A 20,891-nucleotide genomic window follows, 5' to 3' on the forward strand; every position below is an offset into this window, starting at 1 on the left:
CTAGCCGTCGGGATCGGGCGGCTTGCGCAGATTCTTGGCCCTTCCACGCAACTTCTTGGTCGCCACCCGGCGCGCCTTGGCCGCGCGGCCCGGCTTGGTCGCACGCCGCGGCGCATCGACCGCCAGGGCCTGCGCCAGAATGCGCGCCAGCCGCGCTACCGCTTCCGCGCGGTTGTCCGCCTGGCTGCGAGTTCCCCGGGCCACGATGCGCAGCCTGCCCCGCGAATCCAGACGTGAGGCCAGCCGGTCCAAAAGCCGTTCGCGCTGGTCGGGCGAAAGCGACGGCGAGGCGGCCACGTCGAAGACCAGGGCCGCGGCCGTGCTCGTGGTGTTGACGTGCTGCCCTCCCGGCCCGCCAGCACGGACGAAGGAGAACTCCAACTCGCTCTCGGGGATGGAAAGATCCGGCGCGACGACGATCACGGCGAGCCCTCACAGGCCTTCACATCCACTGTCACGGAACAGGACACGGCCGCCTCAGCTTGCGCCATGGCCCTCTCAAGAATGCGGCGGCCAACAATCGTTGCCACAAGCGCCGAGAACCAGACGATGCCCAAAATGCTCCACCACACGCCGACAAGGCTCGCGTCGAAGACGCGGGTGACGAGGCTGAAGACGATGAGCGGCGCGATGATCTGCCTGAACAGGCCTATCCAGATGGCGAACATCGGCCGTTTGGCTCCCTGCAGCGAAGAGATGTGGACGTAAAGCACCACGTAGCCCGCGAGCGCGAAGGCCTCGATACGCAAATACCGCGCCCCGGCCGCGATGACCTCGGCGTCGGCCGTGAACAGTCCCATGAGCTCGTGGGCGAACACATAGATGACCACCGCTCCCGCCGTCATGATCGAGAGCCCTGCCGCGAGCGTGGCCCGGAGTGACTCCCGCACGCGCTCGAAACGCCCAGCTCCCATGTTCTGGGCGGTCAAGGCCAAGGCGGCCACGCCAAGGCCGATGGACGGCAGAAGCACGATCTGCTCCACGCGCGTGGCAATGCCGTAGGCCGCAACCGAAACGTGCCCGTACGGGGCGATGAACCAGGTGATTATGTAGATGCCGATGCCAATGGACAAATAGTTCAGGGTCGCGGGCAATCCCTGCCCCAGGATGGCCGCCATGGCCGTGCGGCGGGGAACGAAATCGGCCGGGACGAGGCCGCCAAGCAGCCCCGAACGCCTGAGCCGCCGGGCCAAATAGACCACGCCCATCGCCTGGACCGTGAGCGTGGCCCAGGCAATTCCCGCAACGCCCATTGCGGGCACGTGCAGCGGACCGATGCTCACCCCGTAGATGAAAAGCGGGTCGAGACCCACGTTCAACAGGCAGCCCAAGATCAGGAAGTTCCGGTTGGAGCGCGTGTCTCCCTGGGCCTGAAGTGCGGCGTTGAACTGATAGATGACGATGAACATCCAGCCGCCCGCGAAGATGGGCAGCATGTAGGCGAGACAGATGCCCAGGTATTCGTCCGCAGCGCCCAGGGAGGCGAAGAGCATGGGCGCGGCCAGCACTCCGCCGATGGAGAGCAGCGCTCCCGCCAAAAGCCCGAACGTCAGCCCTTGGGCCGCGAGGCGCGCTCCATCCTGGCGGCGGCCAGCGCCGAGTTCCTGGCCGATGAGCGCGGTCGTGCCCGTGGCCAGGCCGTTGCCCAGGGCGATGACGAGGAAAAAGACAGGAAAGGAGAGCGACAGGGCGGCCTGGGCCAGAGTCGAAATCTGTCCGGCGAACCAGGTGTCCACCACGTTGAACATGGTGTGAAAAAAGAAGCCCACGCTCGCGGGTGCGGCGATGGCGCGCACCAGCCGCCAGATGGGATCGCGCGTCAGGTCCATGTCGCCTTCTCCGGTCGGGACCACCGCACCTGTCCTCAAACTCATCGATTGACTCCCGAATCGGTCATATACTACCCGGGGCACGAAGCGTCCCACGTCTTTCGTTCTGGACAACATATCACCGGAAGCGCAAAGCAAAAACCCTTTGCGCGTCAGCGCCAATCTATCACACCGGCACGCGCACGGCGCTGCCCGAGGAGAAATTCATGAACGACTGCCCCTGCTCGTCCGGCAAGGATTTCACCGAGTGCTGCGGCCCTATCCTGAACGGCGCACCCGCGCCCACGGCCGAGGCCTTGATGCGTTCGCGCTACAGCGCCTACGCCACCGGCGACATGGCCCATCTGCGCCGCTCTCTGCACCCCTCCAAACGCAAACGCTTCGACGAGAATAAGGCCGCGCAGTGGTCGGCCGACTGCATTTGGACGGGCCTTTCGGTGCTCGACACCGCAGACGGAGGCCCGAAGGACACGCGCGGCGAGGTGGAATTCATCGCCCGCTTCGAACACGACGGCCAGCCTCACGAAATGCACGAGCGCGGGCTCTTCAGCCGCGAAGGTGCAGAGTGGTTCTACGTGCAGGGCATGCAGCGCACGGCGGACCAGCCGAAGACAGCCAAGGTGGGCCGCAATGATCCCTGTCCGTGCGGCAGCGGCACCAAACACAAGAAGTGCTGCGGCCGCTGAGGATTTACGGCAATCCCGCAAGCGAGGCTTTTGACCAATCTGCCAGCGCGGAGTTTTCACGCCACGCACCGACAGGCCGGTCAAAGGGCGTCAGCTGCAAGGCGCACGAAAGCGCCGGCCTGGCGCGTATCAAAGTATACACGAGGGGTCGGCGCTTTCACGGCAACGCCGCAGATGGCACCTTTTCTCCGGCCTGCTAGGGCATCTTGATCTTGCCGGGCAGGCTCAGACGATCGGCCATATCGCCCTGGCGCGCGGTGGCTCGCCGGGCCGAGGCGAGGGGATCGCCGTTTGGATCCGTGGCCGCAAGGGCCTCGCGCAACGTGGCGTTGTCGATGGAGCCGATCTCGAGACAGGCGTCGATGACGCGAATGCCGCGTTTCTCGGCCAGCTTCTTGGCCTTGAGGTATTGGGAGAGGGTGATCTTGCGGTTGTGCAGCAGCCATTCCGCCGGATCGGTGTTTCCCTCCAACTCGTTCCGTGCCGCGAGTCGCTCGAAGGTCTCACAGGTCTCGCGCATCTCCTTGACCGAGGCTTCCAGCTTTTCAAGCTGCTTGCGCTGCTTGCGCAGCAGTATCTCCTGAATGGCCTCGCGTCGTTTGAGGTCACGCATGGTGCGACGATACCACCGGGTCATAGATCTGTTGACCGCGATGCTCGCCACCAGCGCCGCCACAAGAAGCACGAGCCAGAGCATGGCGGCTAGAGCCCCACGTCGCGTCTGAGCGCGTCGAGCTTCTGACCGAGGCTTTGTGCCTCCATTCGCTTGAGGCGGATTTGCTCCTTGAGGGCCTCGATACGCCGCTGATTCTTCTCTTCCAGATCCCGCACATCCCCCTGCTTGGCGCTGATGTCGGATTGGAAGCGCGAATACCGCGCGTAGAGGAAGATGAACAGCAGAAACGTCGTAACGACGAAGAGCAGAAAGTAGGTCAGGTTGCCGATCATATCCTTTTTGTGTCCCGTTGACTGAATACGTGGTTCGCGATTCCCTGTAAAGGCGTCGGGCCGGTTGACGCCCGGCTTTCCCACCGCTATCACCACAGACACGTCATGCAACGGAGACCACGATGCCCCACGCGATCCGTTTATCCATTGTCGCCAAAGCCATTTTCGCCGCCGCACTGCTCGTCGCCGCCCCGGGAATGACCGCTGCGAAGGCGGGCGACGCCTGTTTCGGCGTCATCAACAAGACTCGCGACACCGTGCGCGTCTTCAGCAAAACCGGCAGCCTGACCTATCTCGAAATCGCGCCCAGGACTATGGACTCCTTCTGCTGCCCCGCCGATGACAAGCTGTGCTTCGACCGCAGCGACGGCACGACCAAGATAAAATTCGTGCGCATCGATCCCAAGACCCCGGACGAATGGTCAGGCGATACTTGCCGCAAGATATACCTCAAGCCCGGCCAGACCATGGGCGTGGCCTACGACCTCGACGGCCGCCACATCCGTTGTGCACCCGCCGATCCTTCCGATCATCTGCCCGACTTCTCGGCCATTGACCTCGACGGAGACGGATCCGTCTCGCTTGGCGAGGCCTCGTCGGCCCGCATCCCGGCCCGAGCTTTCGCGGCCGTGGACAAGGACGGAGACGGGCGCATCTCGCACGAAGAATGGAAGGGCATTCCGAAAGACATCAACATCCTCAAGGGAATCCCCTTTTAGACCGGGCGCATGCCACATCCGGCACGCGGCCAGCCCTCCGGTCCAGGGGGAAGCCTGGCCGCCGTTGTAACCCCAGAACCACAAGGACAATCCGTGAGCAAGATCAAAGCCACGGCGCTCAAGCCAGAGCCCGAATTCGACCTCATGTACTATCTCGATTTGTGCGGCGACAGCCGCATCGACCAGGGCCTTCTGGACCGCCTCGAACCGTTGTGGGCGCGCTGGAGCGAGAGGCTCAGGGCGTTCAAGCTCGCCGCATCGGGCGACAGCCGCGCGGCCGGGCACCTCATCGTCTATCTCGAACCCGAAGTGGAAGAGGACGTGGAGGAAACCTGGCAAACCTCGCCCGCCGACGGGCTGGCCACGCACAACCTGGCCATCGCCCTGGTGATGCAGGCCACGGCGAGCCTGATCCCCGAAGTTGCGGCCGGCGGCTGCGCGCCGCTGACCAAGCCTACCCGGGACATCCGCAAGGCCTTCGAGCGCCTTGGCCTGGAATGGAACGAAGAAGGCACGGTCAACCGCCAATACGCGGTCTTCACGCCCATGCCTTACTCCGGCGGTTGCCGCATCTGCTTCATGCGCGACACGTGCCCCAAGAGCCAGGTCAGAGCCTCATGAGTGACGAAGCATTACGGCTGCACGCCCACATCCGGGCCGTGGTCCTGGCGCGGTTTTGCCGCGATGAAGCCAGCCGCGCGGAAGCGCTGAGCGACTATCTGGCCGTCTCCTGCCCAGGCGTTGGTGCCGAGTCCGCCAAACAGCTCGCCGCGCTCGTGCCGCCCGTGCTGCCAAAGCTCTACGCCGGGTGGGCGGCCATGTTCGCGGACCGGCTCCTTGAGACCGTGCCTATCGAACAGATCCAGCACCTGTGCGACGGATCGCGCGAGAACGAAACCTCCCTGCTTCTGGCCTTCCTGATGTACTTGGAATCGGAAACCATGGAACGCCGTATGGCCGAAGATCTCGCGGCCTACGGCCTGGAGCGCTCGAGTGAGGACGACGGCGGCTCGCTCGTGGCCGACTACATCCGCGCCCGCGTGGCCAGATTCCGCCAGAACCTGGGCGAGAAGCTCCAGTAGGCCCGGTTCAGAAAGACGCTGCCAGTTCCTTGGCCCGCGACAACGCCTCGGCCTTTGACTTCTCGGTCACCTCCGGCCCCATAAGGGTGCCCTCCACGGCCGTCGTAACCACGTCCGTGATGCCCATGAAGCCGAGGATGAATTCCAGATAGGTCGACTGAAAGTTGATGTCGGCAGCGGGCGTGCCGGGCGTATAAACACCGCCTCGCGCGTAGCTCACGTAGCAGCGCTTGTTTTTCAGGAGTCCCTCGTAGCTCCCGTCAGTTTTGGGCATGAAGGTCAGGGTCGGCTGACAGATGATATCGATGTACTGCTTGAGACGGTAGGGGATCGAGAAGTTCCACATGGGCACCGCCAGCACGTAGCGCTCGAACGAGGCGAAATCCTCGATGATGCGCACGACCTCGTCCCAGGCTTTCCGCTCCTCGGGCGAGTAATCGAGCCCGTGCATGACGTTGTATTTGCCCTGCAAGGTCGGTCCGTCAAAAGGCGGCAGATCCTCTGCGAACAGATCGCGCGTGACGATCTCCACATCTGGCCGAGCGGCCGCAAAGGCGGCCACGAACGCGTCCGCCACGGTCACGGAATGGGACCGGGAGCGTGGCGAGGTCTTGAGATACAGAAGTCGGCTCATGATTGTCCTCCATGCGGAAATCTGCTGATTCCCGCACACCCTAGCCCATAACCGGCCTCTTGGACAACACCATTGAGACGTGACCGGCTACTGGAGTGCGTCGATGTGTAAAAACGCGCCGCACGAGGGGCAGACGTGCACCGTGCGGCCGGCCCTGAGGCTGACGCTCCAGAAGACCGGTCGGCAGACCGTGCCGCTGATCCTGTACTGTACCCAGATGTCCCTGCCGCATTCGCACATCCTGCGCTGCATCGTCTCAACCTCCTGCTTCGTCGCAAACGACATTTGTTCACAAAAATTAACACCAGGGCCCGAAAAAACAGGCCGTACGGCCCTGTTGCCATGCATAACGCACCTCGCGTTTCGCGCGATCTCCCCGGATCGCGGTTATCCGATTCCAACCACTAGCCCACTGCCAGAAGCAACCTCCGTCAACCCTCGCACGGCCTTGTCCGACTCGCCACAGCCACGCGGATAGCAACGTACCGGCTGCGCGCCCAAGCACCGCCCGCTGACAGCCACCGCCAGCGACAACGCGCAGATCGGTTCCGCACAGACAAGGTTCAGCGGTATTCGCGGCCTATCCAGACCACCTTGCCGATGACCCGCGCCTGCGAAATCTCTTCACCCTGCAGGACGATCGGCGAATAATCCCGATTGTCGCTGAGCAGCACCAGCGCACCGGGCCGCTTCTCCACCCGCTTGACCATGACCGTGTCCTCCAGGCCGACCGCATAGATGCCGCCCGCTATCACGTTTTGCTGCGACTGGTCGATGAGCGCGGTGTCGCCCTCGCGGATTTCCGGCTCCATGGAGTTGCCGAAGATGTCCATGAGCACCATGCTGTCGGCCCGGCCTTTGCGCGACAACCACTGCCGCCTGAAGGCGTAGTACTCCTCGACCTCCGCGCCGCTCTCGAACGACCCGCCGCCCGCGCACAGCCGCGCGCGCACTTTGGGCACGGCACTGAATTCGTCCTCGGAAAATGCCCGGGAGACCTCCGCCTCCTGGCAAGCGGTCCGGTTTCGGAATGACGCCTCGCCCGTCTCGAGCCATTGCGCGTCGTAGCCGTAGTGCCGGGCGAGCCGATCGGGCCAGGCCGCGGGAACGACTCCGCGCCGCTTGGCCTGGGTCACTGCCGAGCGGTTCACGCCCAGAAGCCGGGCAAGTTCCTGCTGCGACTCTATGCCCGCGGCCTTGCACACCCTGGCGAAGAATCTCTCGAATGCCGTCGCGCTCACCGCTTCCTCCTGCCTGCGCCTTGTGGCCCCTTATGGACAGGTGACACGTATCACGTGCCACGCATTTTCGATACCCGCGATGTTAACCAATGTCAACGAGATTAACAACAAAAAATAATTTTCCCTCGCATCCCGCGCGCCTAGGGTGCCTTCAGGTGGCCCATGAATACCGAGAACCCGTCGCATGTTTCCGGCCGCGAGCGCCGCATCGAGAAACTGAACGCGCTCTTGCTCGTGACCTCTTTCCTGCTCGCAACGCACAGAAGCGAGCACGCCTTCATCCTGCGCTCGCTGTGCGTCATCGCCGCGCTTCTCCTGTTCGCCATTCTCGTCGGCTACGACTATGACCTTCTCGGCCGCGTGGCCCTCCTCGGCGCGCTCGCCACGGCCTCCTGGCTTTGTCTGCGCGCCGTTCGCACCCGCCGGGCCATCGAATCCGCACGCGAGGAGTTGCACCGCCACGCACAAGCCATGCGAGAACTGGGTGTCCCCCTGCCCCCACTGGACGACCTTCGCGAGGCTCGCGGCCACATGGATTGACCCCTTCGCGGTGAGCTTGTTGACAAGCTTCATTTCCCAGGCTGCTCAAAAAACGTCAGACGCAAGGCGCAAAACAACACCGGGACCGACGCGGCCAGGTCGGCGCTTTCGCGGCAACGTAGCAGATGGGGCCTATTCAGTAGCCTGGCGCCCGGCGGCGATTTTTTTGCTGCCAAAGAACGCCGTTTCGCCTACATTCGCGCCTCGCGACGAAAGGAGCACGCCATGACAACTCGAAACGACGAATTCCCCGTGCCCGACGCCTGGTTTCACCTTCACGTCTCCTACGGCGAAACCGACAGCGCCGGAGTGGTCTACTACGGCGAATACATGCACTGGTTCGAACGCGCCCGCAGCCAACTCATCCGAGATCGCGGCATGAGTTACGCCGAGATCGAGAAACGTGGCATCCTTCTGCCCGTGCTCAAGGCCGAGGCCCGCTATCTCCGCCCCGCACGCTACGACGAGCAGGTCGCGGTGCGCTGCGCCGTGTCCGAGTGGGGTCGCGCCTCCGTCACCTTCGTATATCAAGTCTGGGGGCCGCCCGACCTGCAGACGCTGCTGACCACCGGCACGACCGTGCATGCGTCCATCGGCCCGGACTGGAAAAGCGTGCGCATCCCCGACTGGCTGAAAGCCCTCTTCATCGATTGACGGACGAAAAACCTTCCCCATGCGCATCGACATCCACACGCACGCCTTCCATCCCAAGATCGCGGTCAAGGCCCTGGCCCACCTCAAGGCCCACTACGGTATCGAGCCCGTGGGCACGGGCGTGGTGGACGACCTGTTGCCCCGCGCCCAGGCGGCCGGAATCGACAAGGTCGTGGCCTTGGTGGCCGCCACGGATCCCGCCCAGGTGATTCCGGCCAACACCTGGGCCATCGAATTGCAGCGCAGCGATCCACGCATCGTGGCTTTCGGGACCCTGCATCCAGGATTCGTGGATCTGGATGGCGAACTTGCCCGCCTGGAGCGAAACGGTATCCGGGGACTCAAATTCCACGCCGATTTCCAGGGCTTCTTCCTTGACGACCCCGCCTTCCTGCGTGTGCTCGAAGCCGCTGCCGGGCGCTTCGCGGTCATGTTCCACGTGGGCGATCGCCTGCCGCCGGACAAGAACCCCTCCTGTCCCATCAAGCTTGGAGCGCTCATCGACCGCTTTCCCGAGACACCGATCATCGCCGCGCACCTGGGCGGCTACCTGCACTGGCGCTGGGCCCTCGAAGAACTTGCCGGACGCGACGTCTACCTCGACACCTCGTCCAGCCTCGATTTCATCCCCGACGATCTGTTGCAAGCCATCTTCGCACGTCACCCGCGCGAACGCATCCTCTTCGGCTCGGACTATCCGCTCTTCGATCCTTGCGACGAGGTGGAAAAACTCATGCGGCGCGTGGGTCTGAGCCGTGGCGAGGTGCAGATGCTCATGGAGAACGGCGCGCGCCTGCTCGGACTCGCCTGAGCCCCAAGCCGCGCCGCCTCCCATGCTCTTTGGCGGCACAGGGCTCACCAGCGGCAGTGCAGACAGCCCTTGACCATTTCCTCGTCCACGTTCGAGGGCAGGACGCACCACGCCGCCTTGTTCTCACCGACCCATATCTGACCGCTCTTGTAGGCGGAGAGAAAGGCGTCCACGACCAGTGGATCGAAGTGCGTGCCCCTGCCTTTGCGGATTTCCTGCAAAGCGGCCTCCACCGGCATGGCGTCGCGGTAGGGGCGCTTGGTCGTCAGGGCCTCGAAGACGTCGGCCACGGCGATGATGCGCCCGAAAATGTGTATATCCTCACCCTTGGCGCGATCCGGATAGCCCTTGCCGTCCCATCGCTCGTGATGATGACGGATTCCCTTGGCGATGCCTTCCAAGGATTCGGCGATGGAATTCACCAGGTCGCAGCCTTCCTTGCTGTGCTTGCGAATGGCGTTGAACTCGGCGTCGGTGAGCTTGCCCGGCTTGTTCAGGATGCTGTCCGGCACGCCGATCTTGCCCACGTCATGCAGCAACCCGGCCCAGTACAGTCGCTGGCTCTCCCTTTCGGGCAGGCCGAGTTGGCGACCGATCGAGTAGGCGTTGTGGGCCACACGCTGGCAGTGATTCCCAGTATAGGTGTCTTTGGAGGATATCGCCGTGGAGAAGCCGCCGAAAACGTTGCTCAGCAAGGAGCAGGCCTCGCCGAGCATCTGTTTCACCCTGCGGATGTAAGCGTCCTTGACTCCCATGAGCAGGCCGTTGAGTCCACCCACCAGGACGAAGATGACCGCCCGCAAAAGCCAGTTGGCCGTTTCCTGCACCTCTCCCGTGGCCGTATCGATGGGAATGCCCGCCGCGGCAATTCCGGCCAGCACTGCCAGGGTTACGCCGCCGACAATGCCCCACAGGAACCCACCCAGAATGATGGGCACATAGAGGAGATGGGAGTAGGCGTACTTGATGCCGCCTGTGCCCACCACGATCTCGCGCACTAGAAGAATCAGGCAGACGATAGCCGTCGCCTTCGCCACATTGCCTATATTCTCCCGCGCAAACGCGAATGCCCCTCGTCCCATACCGCCTCCGTTTTCCATGCGTACGCATAGAAGCCATGCGAATTCGCATAGCACAAAACGGAAAATATTTGCCACATTTTTCGGCGATGCCGAAGGGAATTCCCTGCCCCGCGTCAACCGCCGCGCGTGAACCGGGCATCGGCGCGGGCGTGGCGCGCGCCCTGACCCGAGGTTTCCAGCCAACCCGCACGCACTTCGCCCTCGGGCGTGTCGAAGGCCGGAACGTAGGGTTTCACGTCGAGCACAGGCGTGCCGTCGAGAAGGTCCACATCAAGAAGATGGATGACGTTGCTTTCGATCTTGTCCAGACGCAGCACAGACAAACCGATGGAGTTGGGGCGGCGCGGTGCGCGCGTGGCGAAGACGCCGTGTGGATCGCCATCCAGAAATGGCGTCACGGACAGTTCGAAACCCCGGCTGTGGTGGAAGTGATAAAGCACGAAGAGGTGCGAAAAGCCTTCGAGGTCGTCGAGACCCGGGGCAAGCTCGGGCAGAAGCTCGATGCGACCCGCGACGCCCCGTGCGCCTGCTGGCTGGATGGGCGCTCCCTCTGCCCGGACATGGGGCGAGCGGACAAGACCGATGGCGCGATAAACGAATTCCATGGGGCGCTCCTTTTCGGTGATTCGAAGGAATGCGCGGGCGCGAATGGGGGGGAAGACGGCCGCACGGACACTGTGCCGCATGACGCGTCGTCCCGCAACCCGCCTGGAAAGGCGAGAGAGGTTACCTGGAGCGCGGCCGAATTCAGGTCAGCAGGCGCAGGACATCGACCCCGAACAGCCTCGGGTCCAGGTTTTCGTGAATCTCCAGGCGGTTGCGACCGTCCGGGCCGCTCGCGTCGGCGAGATCCACGAATTCGGCGCGGCAGGGCCGCAGCCGGGGATCGAAGACGAGCTTGACCGAGGGCCTGAGCGGCTGGTCCGAATTGGCCTCGCAGACCACGGCGTAATGCCCGTTGTTCAGGCGCACAAAACTGCCGACCGGGAATATCCCCATGGATTTGATGAATAATTCCAAAATCCTGGTTTCGAATTCCTTGCCCCGCATGGAGTACATGAGGCGGAAGGCCTCGGCTGCGGGTTTGGCCCTGGCGTAGGGGCGGTCCGAGGTGATGGCGTCGAAGACATCGATCACGGCCAGGAGACGGCCGTAAAGGTGCGTCTCGCCGTCACCCAGACCGCGCGGATAGCCTTTGCCTCCCGGCCGCTCATGGTGTTCCAGGGCCGCCCCGGCCACGGCTTCGGAAATGCCGTCCGTCTCGCGCAGCAGGCGGTAGCCTTCCACGGCGTGGCTGCGGGCCAGTTTCCGCTCCCAGGGGGAAAGGGGGCCGGGCTTGTTCAGGATGGCTTCGGGCAACCTGGCCTTACCGATATCATGGTAAAGCCCGGCCAAGCCGAACTCGTGCGTCTCGGCCTCGGACATTCCCAGATGCCGGGCGAAGAGCACGGCCAGGATGCCGACGTTGACAAGGTGGGCCACATGGTAGCCGTTTCGCGCCCCGAGCTTGGCCAGGCAGGCGGCGGCGGACTCGTTGCGGTCAACGCTTGCCGCGATGTCCGAGACGATTTCGCGCGAGGCCGCGTGGTCCAGGCGGCCGTGCCGCCTGGCCGCGTCCATCAGGTCGCGCGCGTGGCGAAGCGTTTTGGCGTGGATCGCGGCCGCGACGGGCAGTTCGTCCACGAACGGAATCTTGTGCTCCAGGGCGAGGAATTCGAGCGGCAGGCCGCTGTCCGGCGCGATCGTTCCGCCCACACCCCGCCCGGGGTCGATGAAGACGTCCACAGCCCCGCTCTTGCGCATGAACTCTATCTGCTCCACGGCCACGATCTCCTGGCGCGGATAGGCGAAAGGGTCCTTGAAGGTTCCCTGGCCGTATTTCTCGACGTACATCCCGACTTCGAGGTCGTCGATGTGGATGCGCCTCAAGTGTGGCGCGTCGTCGCACCGCTCGGATTTCTTCACGGTATTGGACATATGGCCCCTCGCCGACGCGGCCCAAGGCCGCGCAGGATCGTTACGTTCCGCTCTCGCAAAAGAAAAAAGAACCGCCACGCCCCACGCCCATGGAGCGAGCGCATCGGACATGCTCGACGCTAATCGGCAATGCATGTCGACGACGCAACGAAAATTTATGCAAATTCAGGGCCGGTCGTCGTACGTCCAACGACCTGGGGGCGTCTTTCCCTCGAAGAAGTGAAGCACCCGCTCCTGTTCGGCGGCCTTGACGCGCAGGTCCGAGAGCGCATGGACCGCGTCCGTCCGGGCATAGATGGCCAGGGCACGCTCCATGAACTCCGCGAGCACGAACCCGGCCTCCACTTCCAGACCCTCGGGCCTGGTGGGCCAGGAAACGCGCAGTCGCAGGGTGTGGGAGCGGCTCCCGTCGGCCTCGGCGCGCGAGATCATGTTGCCGGTGCGTACCAGCGTCTCAAGCGCGGCCTCTGGCGCCACGCCGGACCAGGCGGCCAGGCTCTGGGAGAAGAGCGGCTCCACCACGAGCCAGTAGTTCTGGTCGATCTTGCAGGCCACCGCGCTGCCTGGGGCGTTCAGCACGCCGGAATCCTTGGCGTAGCGGGCCGCCAGGGCCTTTTGCAGCTTGTCCAGCGTCTCGGCGTAGTCGATGAGGGGCATGCGGCGGCCTCCTTTGCGCTATATCTACCCCACGTTCATGCCCCGCGCAAGGCGACGGCGGGAATAATACGGCATTTCCGGAAACAGGAGCGCCCCGCCGGTCCGGTTCGGGCCGACAGGGCGTCCAACAGGGGCGGATTCGCCGTTACGTAAAGCCTAGGCTGGCTTCAGTGCGCCCAGGCCGCTGAAAGAGGGGTTTGTCAACAAGCCCAGGCCACTCGAAGAGCAACGCCCGCAGCCTGTCCCAAAAGCGCCGGATGCAAGGCGCACAAAAGCGCCGGGCCCGACGTGCATAAAAATATACACGAGGGATCGGCGCTTTCGTGGCAACGCGGCAGACGGTGCTTTTTCAACCCCGCAGACTGTTCAAAAAGCGCTGGATGCAAGGCGCGAGAAAGCGCCGGGCCCGACGTGTATAAAAACATACACGAGGGATCGGCGCTTTCGCGGCAGCGCGGCAGACGGGGTTTTTTCAACCCGCAGACTGTTCAAAAAGCGCCGGATGCAAGGCGCAAAAAAGCGCCGGGCCCGACGTGTATAAAAATATACACGAGGGATCGGCGCTTTCGTGGCAACGCGGCAGACGGGGCTTTTTCAACAGTCTGCTAGTCGCGCATCCAGGCGTAGGACCAAGTCTCGGTAAGGATGTCATCCCCGCGCTTGAGGTAGGCGCGCATTTCGATGGGCCTGGGCTCGCCTTCGGGCGGCGCGACCTCGAAATAAACGCGCCAGCCGTCCATGAAACGGTTCTTGACCGTGATGAGCTTGGCGATGCTGCCCTCGGAGAGGCTGATCACCGCCTCCACGGGCGCGTTGGCGGGCAGATCGGGCAACTCTCCGCCCGCGAAATCGACCACAAACAGCCGCGTGCCGGGCACCGCGTCGCGACAAGGCTCGGAGCCGCACATGCCGCCGCGCATCTGGTGCGTGGCCTGCACGTACCCCGCCGGGGGAACGTCTTGCAGCGAACCGTGGAAATAAGTCAGACGGTAGTCGAAAGACAAGGCGTCGCCCGCGCGGACTTCCTGCTGCGGCGTCCAGTAGGAGACGATGTTGTCGTATATCTCGGCGTCGGTGGGGATCTGCACCAGTTCCACCCGGCCCGGCCCCCAGTCGCCCTTGGGCTCCACCCAGGCGCTGGGCCGCAGATGATAGACCGCCTCGATGTCCTGGTAGTTCCAGACGTTGGTGTCGCGCTGCAAGAGGCCGAAACCGCGCGGGTTCTCGTCCGTGAAGGTGTTCACCAGAATGCTTTTGGGATTCATGAGGGGGCGAAGCAGCCACTCGCCGGCGCCGGTGTGCATGAGCAGCGTGTCCGAGTCATGCACCTCGGGCCTGAAATCGTCGATGAACCGCACCTCCTTGGGGAATCGGCCGGTGTTCTCTCCATACCAGTACATGCTCGTCAGAGGCGCCACGCCGACCTTTTTGATGTCCGCGCGGGCGAAGACGCGTGACTGCACGTCCACCACCGGCGTCTCGCCGGGAGTCAGATCGAAGCGGTACGCGCCGGAGACGCTCGGGCTGTTCATGAGCGCGTACACCGTGATGGACTCGGCATCCTTCTCGGGCTTGACGATCCAGAACTCCCGAAAATAGGGGAACTCCTCGCCCGAGGGCAGCACGGTGTCGATAGCCAGTCCGCGCGCCGAGAGGCCGTATTCCATGTCCCGCCCCTTGACCCGGAAATAGCTCGCACCCAGAAAGACCATGCACTCCCGGTACTCCCCGCCCTGCTCGTACGGATGGAAGAGCACGAAACCGCCGAAGCCCAGGTCCTTCGGAAGCTTGCCGTGGGGATAGGCGCTTTTCTGATAGTTGAAGTAGTTCTCGGAGAAGGGCACTTCCTTGGCCGCGCCCTTTTCCACGGTGTTGATGGTCACTTTTTTCGTGAACAGGTAGCCGCGATGGAAGAAGGCCACGGCAAAAGGGCCCTTTTCCTTGCGCCAGAGCATGTTCTCGTCGTTGAACCTGATCTCGCCGAAGCCCGAGTAGTCGAGATTCCTGAAGAACTCCGGAAGCGGGTCGGATTCCGAGGCGTAAGGCTCCTGAGCCAGGGCCCTGGCCTTGGCCACGACCATCTCGAAGGAGAAGGGCGTCTCTTTGCCTGCGGCGAAGGCCGAACCGGCAGCCAGGATCACGAGCAGCCAAGCGGCTGCGAAGGCGCGCACGCGGCGCGCAACCGTCGTCGCGGTCATTGTCGTATGCTCCTTTTGGTTTCCGGCGGTAAGCCGAAAATACGTGGGCGGGCTCCTATCCGGTTCCCCTGACTCTTGCAAGCCCAGGTCGCCTTCACATGCTTGCCAATCCTCATCATACATCTTACTCTTCTTCTCTTCCCGAGAAGGAAAATCCCCCGGCCTCCCGGCCGTTCGAGACGAAGCGAACCCATGCCCAACAAAGGTCCCCACATCTCCATACCACTTGAACGGCTCGTGCCGCGAGTGCTCGGCATCCCCGCCGCGGAAACCGCCGCCTGGCCCACGGGCGTGCGCGAGACAGTTTGCGCCCTGGCGGGCGAGATGTTCCTCGTGCGCTACAACCCTTTCATCGATCCGGGGCTCGTGCGGAAAAGCGTGACCGAGGCCCTGGAAAAAGCCTGCCCCACCCTTGGGGAAGATTGCTGCGGCCGCGTGCGCCAGGGCATGGAGCGGTTCTGGAAGGATTTCGACGACGAGCAGGAATTCAAGGCCGAGATCCTGCGCCGCCTGGAACCGCTGGTCTCCAGGGAGGCCGTCGTCACCACGCGCGGCAGCCTCATCGAGACGGCCACCGACGCCACGGACCTGCGCATGGAACTGCCCATGCTCATGCTCGCGCCGGGCACGGTGGACGAGGTCAAGGCCATCGTGCGCCTGGCCGCCGAGATGGGCTTCGCCCTCATCCCGCGCGGCGGCGGCACAGGGCTCACGGGCGGGGCCATCCCCGCGCTCACGCGCTCGGTCGTCCTCTCGCTCTCCAAGCTCAAGGCCATCCGCGACATCGACCCCGACTCCATGACCCTGTGCGCCGAGGCGGGCGTGATCACGGCCGACGCCATCAAGGCCGCAGCCGAGCAGAATCTGCTCTTCACCGTGGACCCGGCCTCCAAGGCGGGATCGAGCATCGGCGGCAACATCTCCGAGAACTCGGGCGGGCCGTTCTGTTTCGAATACGGCGTGACCCTGGACAACATCCTCTCCTACTCCATGGTCATGCCCTCGGGCGAGCTCATCGAGGTCGTGCGCATGAACCACCCCCGCCACAAGATCATGCCGGGGGAGGCGGCCGTCTTCGAGATCAGGAACGAGCAGGGCGAGACCACGCGGACCATCACCCTTTCGGGCGACGACATCCGGGGCAAGAACCTGGGCAAGGACGTCTCCAACAAGTTCCTGGGCGGCCTGCCCGGCGTGCAAAAAGAAGGCGTGGACGGCGTCATCGTCGAGGGCTGTTTCGTGCTCCACGAAAAGCCCGCCCTTTCGCGCACACTGTGCCTGGAATTCTTCGGACGCAGCATGCACAACGCCATGCTGGTCATCAAGGACATCGTGGCGCTGCGCGACCGCATCCGCGACGCGGGCGACTTGGTCAAGATATCGTCCCTGGAAGAGTTCGGCCCCAAATACGTGCAGGCCATCGGCTACGCCAAGAAATCCGGCGCCTACGAGGGCGAGCCCATCTCGGTCCTGCTCGTGCAGCTCGACTCCGACAACGAGGAGGCCCTGGCCCAGGCCGTTTCCGACATCGTGACCATTTCCGGACGTTTCGACAACGTGGACGTCTTCTCCGCCGAGGACGACCGTCAGGCCGAGATTTTCTGGGAAGACCGCCACAAACTCTCGGCCATCGCCAAGCGCACCTCGGGCTTCAAGGTCAACGAGGATATCGTCATTCCCCTGGAGGTCATCCCGGAGTTCTCCGACTTCCTGGAGAACATGAATCTGCACTACATGGCCGTGGCCTACAGAAAGGCCCTGAAGAAGGTCACGGACCTTGCGGGCGTGGACCCGGCCGACCCCTTCATCGACCAGGAATTCGCCTTCGTGAAGGACATTTTCAAGGGCGTGGTCACGGTCAAAGACCTTTCGGATCAGGAATTGGAGGTGCAGGCCTCCTACTTTTTCCACGACCTGCGCAGCCGCTATCCGGCCGAACGCGAGGCCCTGGACGCCATCCTGAGCGACATGCAGGCCACCCGCGTCATCGTGGCCAACCACATGCACGCGGGCGACGGCAACTGCCACGTCAACTTCCCGGTCAACTCCAACGACCCGGAAATGCTCGGCCTGGTGCATGAGGCCGTGGAAAAGCTCTTCCGCAAGGTCATGGCGCTGGGCGGCGCGGTCTCGGGCGAACACGGCATCGGCATCACCAAGATCGGCCACCTGGAGCAGGAGAAGATCGACGCGCTGCGCGCCTACAAGCAGGAGGTGGACCCGAAGGGCATCATCAACCCCGGCAAGCTCGTGAGCCGCGAACTGACCGTGGAGCCCTACACCTTCTCCTTCAACCGCTTGATCCAGGATCTCTCCACCACCGCCCTGCCCGACAAGGAGCGGCTCATCACCCTGCTCTCGGGCATCCAGACCTGCACCCGCTGCGGCAAGTGCAAGCAGGTCTGCCCCATGTATCACCCGCGCGCAGGGTTCCTCTATCATCCGCGCAACAAGAACATCGCCCTGGGCGCGCTCATCGAGGCCATCTACTATTCGCTCCTGCACACCGGCCGCCCGGACAAACGGCTGATGGGCGAACTGCGGCGCATCATGGAGCACTGCACGGCCTGCGGCAAATGCGCGGGCATTTGCCCCGTGAAGATCGACTCCTCCAACGTGGCCCTGCACATGCGCGCCTTCCTGGAGGAGAAAAAGGCGGGCGGCCATCCGCTCAAGAGCCGCATTCTGCACTTCCTGGCCCAGGCGCCGGAAAAGCGCGTGCCCACGGCGGCCAAGGCCCTTTCGCTGGCCCAGCAGATGCAGAACGTCGGCCTGGGGCTGATCCCCAAGGCCTGGCGCAGCCGCCTGGAGAGTCCGGTCTTCCGCGAAAAGGGCCCTGCGCCCGGATTCGCCAACCTGGCCGAGGCCATCGGCCTGGACGACGCCTTCCTCATCGCTCCGCGCGAGATCGAGGACGCCCGCGACGTGCCCGAGACCGTCTTCTACTTCCCGGGCTGCGGCGCGGGGCTGTTCTACCGCGACATCGGCCTCGCGGTCCTGGCGCTGCTCCTGCGCCGGGGCGTGAGCGTGATTCTGCCCGACCGCCACCTGTGCTGCGGCTATCCCCTCCTGGCCCAAGGCCTGGAGGAGGCCTACCTGAACAACTACGGGGCCAACGTGGCCCGCATCCGCATGGTGCTGGACAAGGCCGCGCGCAAGGGCTTCAAGGTCACGAGCGTGCTGACCTCCTGCGGCACCTGCCGCGAGTCGCTCTCGCGCCACGGCATCGAGGCCACCTTCGGTCCCAAGGCCCGCCACCTGGACGCGGCGCAGTTCCTCTCCGAACGCATGGAGCGCGCCGAGGGCGGTCCCGAACGCATCATCTACCACGCGGCCTGTCATGCCGAATGGACCGGCCAGCACCCGAACAAGGCCGCCGGGATATATCAGAAGGTCCTGGCCGGGCTGACCGGAGCCCAGGTGCTGCACACGCCCGGCTGCTGCGGCGAATCCGGGCTTGGCGCGCTGACCTCGCCGGCCATCTACAACCGGCTGCGCGAGCGCAAGAAGGAGCGCCTGGCCATCGACCTGATGCGCGCGGGCCGCGAAGCGCCCGTGGTCGTGGGCTGCCCCTCGTGCAAGGTGGGGCTCATGCGCTGCCTGATCGAGATGGGTCCAGAGGCTCTGGCCGGACGCGAAGTGCTGCACACGGTCGAGCTTCTGGCCCGCCTGGAGTGCGGCGAGAACTGGCGCAAGGAACTCCTGACGGCGATCGGCGGAGCGATCGCCCACGACGGCCTGAGGCTCGTTCAGGGGCTGGCGGTGGAGTTGTAGCGGTGCGCGTGCTGGCGGTCGATTTCGGGACCAAGAAGCTCGGACTCGCCCTCTCCGATCCTTTGGGACGCATGGCCCTGCCGCGCGGCGTCATGCCTCGCTCGAGCGAGGAACGCGACCTGGCCGAGCTTGCCCGGCTCGTGGCCGAGGAGGGTGTCGCGGCCCTGGTCGTGGGCCTCCCCTTGTCGCTTGGCGGCGAGGAAACCCCCTCGTCGCGCCGAGCGCTCGATTTCGGCCGCAAGCTTGCGGCCCGCACGGGCCTGGCCGTGCACTTCGTGGACGAGCGGCTGACCAGCAGCGAGGCCAAGGCGAGGCTGCGCGAATCGGGCGCACGCGCCAAGAAGACCAAGGCGAGGCTCGACGCCGAGGCCGCCGCAGTGATCCTGGAAAGCTTTCTGGCCGAGCGCCGAACGGCAGCCCCGACGGACGCCACGGAGCCGGCTTCGTGAAGCTCTTGCGGCGCGTCTTCTCCCTGCCCGTGCTCCTTTGCACGTCGCTCGCGCTCATGGCCGCGCTCGGCTTGGCTAGCGTTGGCGCGGGCGTCTTCCTGCTCGCGCCGCCTCCCACAGCGATGAAGGCGAGTTTCGAAACCACGCCCCCGATCACGCCAGCCCCTGCTTCCGAAATCGCCGACGACGCGGCCCCGAATGCGGACCACGGCGCAGCGCAGCACGGCATGGCGGGCGAGACCGAGGACTTAAGCGGGGAAGCCGCTCGGCCGGAGCACGCCGAAATCGACGCCGCCAAGGCTCCCGCCCCCGATGCCGACGAGGTCGTCTTCCTGGTTCCCCCGGGCAGCAGCTTTCACGGCATCGCGCAGCGCCTGGAAGGGCAGGGATTGATCCGCGACGCCCGGGCCTTCCTCCTGCTCGTGCGCCTCACAGAGACGGGCGGCAGCCTCAAGGCCGGGGAGTTCCTCCTGCCGCGCGGTAAAAGCCCGCTGACCGTGCTCGCGGGCCTCACGCGCGGCCAGCCCATCCTGCACCGCCTGCAAGTTCGCGAGGGGCTGACCTGGTGGGAGACCGGCCGCCTCGTGGAAGAGGCGGGGCTCGGCAGCTTCGAGAGCTTCGAGCGGGCCGTGCACGATCGCGCCCTGCTCGACGCGCACAACATCCCCTTCGATTCGGCCGAGGGCTTCCTCTTCCCCGAGACGTACTTCCTCCCCCGCCCCCACGACGACGACGCAAGGCCCGTGGTCGAAGCCATGCTGCGCGAGTTCGGCCGAGCCGCCTCCCTGATCTGGCCCGAAGGGCGACCCGGCTCCGACGAGCTTGCCCGGCTGGTCATCCTGGCCAGCATCGTGGAGCGCGAGACGGGCCAGCCGCACGAACGTCGGCGCGTGGCCGGGGTCTACGCCAACAGGCTGCGCATCGGCATGCTCCTGCAGGCCGATCCCACGATCATCTACGGCCTGGGGCCGGGCTTCGAGGGCAGGCTCAGGCGCAGGCACCTCGACGACCGCAACAACCCCTACAACACCTATCAGCGCGGCGGCCTCCCCCCCGGCCCGATCTGCTCGCCTGGCTTCGCGGCGCTCGCGGCGGCCGTGGACCCCGAGGAACACCGCTACCTCTATTTCGTCTCGCGCATGGACGGCACGCATCATTTCAGCACCAACCTGGAAGAACACAACCGGGCCGTGCGGCGATACATCCTGAACCGCCGTTAGCCGCCTCCGCCTGGCATCGTCCAGCGCGGTGCAACACGGGGCCGGAAACCGACCCGCACCAGACCGAACACTCCGGCGCACGAGCCATCCCCTTCTGGCCGCAAACGCCGACGTATCTTTTTTTGCCTTCCCTCCCCGTTTGCAGCCCTTTTTCCCAGCCGCCCCGCTTTACATGCCCTTGCCCCTTTCCCACTGCCCTGGGAAAGGCAAAATTTACATAATCCAAGGAAAACTGCATTCCACTTCTCGGACATGAATGAAAGATACGTCGCACAGCCACCGTAGCCATTGCTGGCTAAAGAAATGACTCTACATTTACCATTAAATTCCATCCATAACACCATATACTATTCAATGGCCAGCTGCATTAATGCATAATCATGCATTCAA

General features: G+C 64.3%; 22 protein-coding genes. 10 read left to right on the top strand and 12 right to left on the bottom strand.

The features are described 5' to 3' along the window. Both arfB and DSAT_RS01090 read right to left on the bottom strand, forming a co-directional pair. A complete protein-coding gene (gene arfB / locus DSAT_RS01085) occupies positions 1–423 on the bottom strand; it encodes an alternative ribosome rescue aminoacyl-tRNA hydrolase ArfB (RefSeq protein ID WP_020885727.1) in 423 nt (140 codons plus the stop codon). Beyond that, a complete protein-coding gene (locus tag DSAT_RS01090; RefSeq protein ID WP_152490187.1) occupies positions 420–1,829 on the bottom strand; it encodes an MATE family efflux transporter in 1,410 nt (469 codons plus the stop codon). Before DSAT_RS01090 ends, arfB begins: the two co-directional genes overlap by 4 nt. Positions 1,830–2,035: 206 nt before the next feature. On the opposite strand from DSAT_RS01090, the gene DSAT_RS01095 reads away from it, so the two are divergent. Next, positions 2,036–2,515 (top strand): YchJ family protein, encoded by a 480-nt coding sequence (locus tag DSAT_RS01095; protein ID WP_020885729.1) that lies wholly within the window; start codon positions 2,036–2,038, stop codon positions 2,513–2,515. Between the two features lie 196 nt (positions 2,516–2,711). Here DSAT_RS01095 and DSAT_RS01100 read toward each other — a convergent pair whose 3' ends face one another. Both DSAT_RS01100 and DSAT_RS01105 read right to left on the bottom strand, forming a co-directional pair. Further along, positions 2,712–3,212: a hypothetical protein gene (locus DSAT_RS01100; protein ID WP_020885730.1), complete on the bottom strand. Its 501-nt coding sequence runs from the start codon at positions 3,210–3,212 to the stop codon at positions 2,712–2,714. A 5-nt stretch (positions 3,213–3,217) separates the two neighbouring features. Next, positions 3,218–3,463, bottom strand: coding sequence for a hypothetical protein (locus DSAT_RS01105; RefSeq protein ID WP_020885731.1), 246 nt, complete (start codon positions 3,461–3,463; stop codon positions 3,218–3,220). Positions 3,464–3,585: 122 nt separating this feature from the next. Here DSAT_RS01105 and DSAT_RS01110 point away from each other — a divergent pair, with 122 nt between their 5' ends. From DSAT_RS01110 to DSAT_RS01120, 3 genes are all read left to right on the top strand, one after another. Continuing rightward, positions 3,586–4,182 carry an EF-hand domain-containing protein gene (locus DSAT_RS01110; RefSeq protein ID WP_020885732.1) on the top strand — a complete coding sequence of 199 codons (597 nt, stop codon included), beginning with the start codon at positions 3,586–3,588 and terminating at the stop codon, positions 4,180–4,182. 93 nt (positions 4,183–4,275) lie between these two features. After that, a complete protein-coding gene (locus tag DSAT_RS01115; protein WP_020885733.1) occupies positions 4,276–4,803 on the top strand; it encodes a hypothetical protein in 528 nt (175 codons plus the stop codon). Further along, positions 4,800–5,264, top strand: coding sequence for a hypothetical protein (locus tag DSAT_RS01120; protein ID WP_020885734.1), 465 nt, complete (start codon positions 4,800–4,802; stop codon positions 5,262–5,264). Before DSAT_RS01115 ends, DSAT_RS01120 begins: the two co-directional genes overlap by 4 nt. Positions 5,265–5,271: 7 nt before the next feature. Here the strand turns inward: DSAT_RS01120 and DSAT_RS01125 are convergent, their stop codons facing one another. The 3 genes from DSAT_RS01125 to DSAT_RS01130 form a co-directional block, all read right to left on the bottom strand. After that, positions 5,272–5,898 (bottom strand): FMN-dependent NADH-azoreductase, encoded by a 627-nt coding sequence (locus tag DSAT_RS01125; RefSeq protein ID WP_020885735.1) that lies wholly within the window; start codon positions 5,896–5,898, stop codon positions 5,272–5,274. 87 nt (positions 5,899–5,985) lie between these two features. Then, positions 5,986–6,150: a hypothetical protein gene (locus tag DSAT_RS15595; RefSeq protein ID WP_020885736.1), complete on the bottom strand. Its 165-nt coding sequence runs from the start codon at positions 6,148–6,150 to the stop codon at positions 5,986–5,988. A 311-nt stretch (positions 6,151–6,461) separates the two neighbouring features. Beyond that, positions 6,462–7,139, bottom strand: a complete 678-nt coding sequence (locus DSAT_RS01130) for a LexA family transcriptional regulator (protein ID WP_020885737.1) — start codon at positions 7,137–7,139, stop codon at positions 6,462–6,464. A gap of 162 nt (positions 7,140–7,301) precedes the next feature. Between DSAT_RS01130 and DSAT_RS01135 the strand changes: the two genes are divergently transcribed. The 3 genes from DSAT_RS01135 (at position 7,302) to DSAT_RS01145 (ending at position 9,144) form a co-directional block, all read left to right on the top strand. Next, complete coding sequence (locus DSAT_RS01135) at positions 7,302–7,679, top strand: hypothetical protein (RefSeq protein ID WP_020885738.1); 378 nt, start codon at positions 7,302–7,304, stop codon at positions 7,677–7,679. Between the two features lie 225 nt (positions 7,680–7,904). Then, entirely contained in the window at positions 7,905–8,333 is a 429-nt protein-coding gene (locus DSAT_RS01140) for an acyl-CoA thioesterase (RefSeq protein ID WP_020885739.1), read from the top strand. A 19-nt stretch (positions 8,334–8,352) separates the two neighbouring features. Further along, entirely contained in the window at positions 8,353–9,144 is a 792-nt protein-coding gene (locus tag DSAT_RS01145; protein WP_020885740.1) for an amidohydrolase family protein, read from the top strand. Between the two features lie 44 nt (positions 9,145–9,188). Here the strand turns inward: DSAT_RS01145 and DSAT_RS14680 are convergent, their stop codons facing one another. The 5 genes from DSAT_RS14680 to DSAT_RS01170 form a co-directional block, all read right to left on the bottom strand. Then, a complete protein-coding gene (locus DSAT_RS14680; RefSeq protein WP_161656077.1) occupies positions 9,189–10,181 on the bottom strand; it encodes an HD-GYP domain-containing protein in 993 nt (330 codons plus the stop codon). 158 nt (positions 10,182–10,339) lie between these two features. Continuing rightward, the gene (gene tsaA, locus DSAT_RS01155; RefSeq protein WP_020885742.1) at positions 10,340–10,831 is read right to left on the bottom strand and encodes a tRNA (N6-threonylcarbamoyladenosine(37)-N6)-methyltransferase TrmO; all 492 of its coding nucleotides are present in this window, start codon (positions 10,829–10,831) and stop codon (positions 10,340–10,342) included. Positions 10,832–10,973: 142 nt separating this feature from the next. After that, positions 10,974–12,203: a cyclic di-GMP phosphodiesterase gene (locus DSAT_RS01160; RefSeq protein WP_020885743.1), complete on the bottom strand. Its 1,230-nt coding sequence runs from the start codon at positions 12,201–12,203 to the stop codon at positions 10,974–10,976. A gap of 165 nt (positions 12,204–12,368) precedes the next feature. Continuing rightward, positions 12,369–12,860 (bottom strand): hypothetical protein, encoded by a 492-nt coding sequence (locus tag DSAT_RS01165; RefSeq protein WP_020885744.1) that lies wholly within the window; start codon positions 12,858–12,860, stop codon positions 12,369–12,371. 605 nt (positions 12,861–13,465) lie between these two features. Then, on the bottom strand, positions 13,466–15,058 hold the full coding sequence (locus DSAT_RS01170; RefSeq protein ID WP_020885745.1) for an OpgD/OpgG family glucan biosynthesis protein: 1,593 nt from the start codon (positions 15,056–15,058) through the stop codon (positions 13,466–13,468). 192 nt (positions 15,059–15,250) lie between these two features. Here DSAT_RS01170 and DSAT_RS01175 point away from each other — a divergent pair, with 192 nt between their 5' ends. From DSAT_RS01175 to mltG, 3 genes are read left to right on the top strand one after another with little or no spacing between them, the layout of a single operon-like run. After that, entirely contained in the window at positions 15,251–18,832 is a 3,582-nt protein-coding gene (locus DSAT_RS01175) for an FAD-binding and (Fe-S)-binding domain-containing protein (RefSeq protein ID WP_020885746.1), read from the top strand. Between the two features lie 2 nt (positions 18,833–18,834). Continuing rightward, a complete protein-coding gene (gene ruvX / locus DSAT_RS01180; RefSeq protein WP_020885747.1) occupies positions 18,835–19,281 on the top strand; it encodes a Holliday junction resolvase RuvX in 447 nt (148 codons plus the stop codon). After that, positions 19,278–20,501, top strand: a complete 1,224-nt coding sequence (mltG, locus tag DSAT_RS01185) for an endolytic transglycosylase MltG (protein WP_020885748.1) — start codon at positions 19,278–19,280, stop codon at positions 20,499–20,501. Before ruvX ends, mltG begins: the two co-directional genes overlap by 4 nt. Positions 20,502–20,891: the final 390 nt, after the last annotated feature.

The sequence above is a fragment of the Alkalidesulfovibrio alkalitolerans DSM 16529 genome, assembly GCF_000422245.1.
Classification (GTDB): domain Bacteria; phylum Desulfobacterota; class Desulfovibrionia; order Desulfovibrionales; family Desulfovibrionaceae; genus Alkalidesulfovibrio; species Alkalidesulfovibrio alkalitolerans.

Coding starts and splice junctions, on each gene's coding strand:
- DSAT_RS01170 (WP_020885745.1), bottom strand. CDS start 15,058: ATGACCGCGACGACGGTTGCGCGCCGCGTGCGCGCCTTCGCAGCCGCT.
- tsaA (WP_020885742.1), bottom strand. CDS start 10,831: ATGGAATTCGTTTATCGCGCCATCGGTCTTGTCCGCTCGCCCCATGTC.
- DSAT_RS01165 (WP_020885744.1), bottom strand. CDS start 12,860: ATGCCCCTCATCGACTACGCCGAGACGCTGGACAAGCTGCAAAAGGCC.
- DSAT_RS01160 (WP_020885743.1), bottom strand. CDS start 12,203: ATGTCCAATACCGTGAAGAAATCCGAGCGGTGCGACGACGCGCCACAC.
- DSAT_RS01175 (WP_020885746.1), top strand. CDS start 15,251: ATGCCCAACAAAGGTCCCCACATCTCCATACCACTTGAACGGCTCGTG.
- DSAT_RS01095 (WP_020885729.1), top strand. CDS start 2,036: ATGAACGACTGCCCCTGCTCGTCCGGCAAGGATTTCACCGAGTGCTGC.
- DSAT_RS01120 (WP_020885734.1), top strand. CDS start 4,800: ATGAGTGACGAAGCATTACGGCTGCACGCCCACATCCGGGCCGTGGTC.
- DSAT_RS01110 (WP_020885732.1), top strand. CDS start 3,586: ATGCCCCACGCGATCCGTTTATCCATTGTCGCCAAAGCCATTTTCGCC.
- DSAT_RS01145 (WP_020885740.1), top strand. CDS start 8,353: ATGCGCATCGACATCCACACGCACGCCTTCCATCCCAAGATCGCGGTC.
- DSAT_RS01135 (WP_020885738.1), top strand. CDS start 7,302: ATGAATACCGAGAACCCGTCGCATGTTTCCGGCCGCGAGCGCCGCATC.
- DSAT_RS01140 (WP_020885739.1), top strand. CDS start 7,905: ATGACAACTCGAAACGACGAATTCCCCGTGCCCGACGCCTGGTTTCAC.
- DSAT_RS01100 (WP_020885730.1), bottom strand. CDS start 3,212: ATGCTCTGGCTCGTGCTTCTTGTGGCGGCGCTGGTGGCGAGCATCGCG.
- DSAT_RS01105 (WP_020885731.1), bottom strand. CDS start 3,463: ATGATCGGCAACCTGACCTACTTTCTGCTCTTCGTCGTTACGACGTTT.
- DSAT_RS15595 (WP_020885736.1), bottom strand. CDS start 6,150: ATGCAGCGCAGGATGTGCGAATGCGGCAGGGACATCTGGGTACAGTAC.
- DSAT_RS01125 (WP_020885735.1), bottom strand. CDS start 5,898: ATGAGCCGACTTCTGTATCTCAAGACCTCGCCACGCTCCCGGTCCCAT.
- DSAT_RS01090 (WP_152490187.1), bottom strand. CDS start 1,829: ATGGACCTGACGCGCGATCCCATCTGGCGGCTGGTGCGCGCCATCGCC.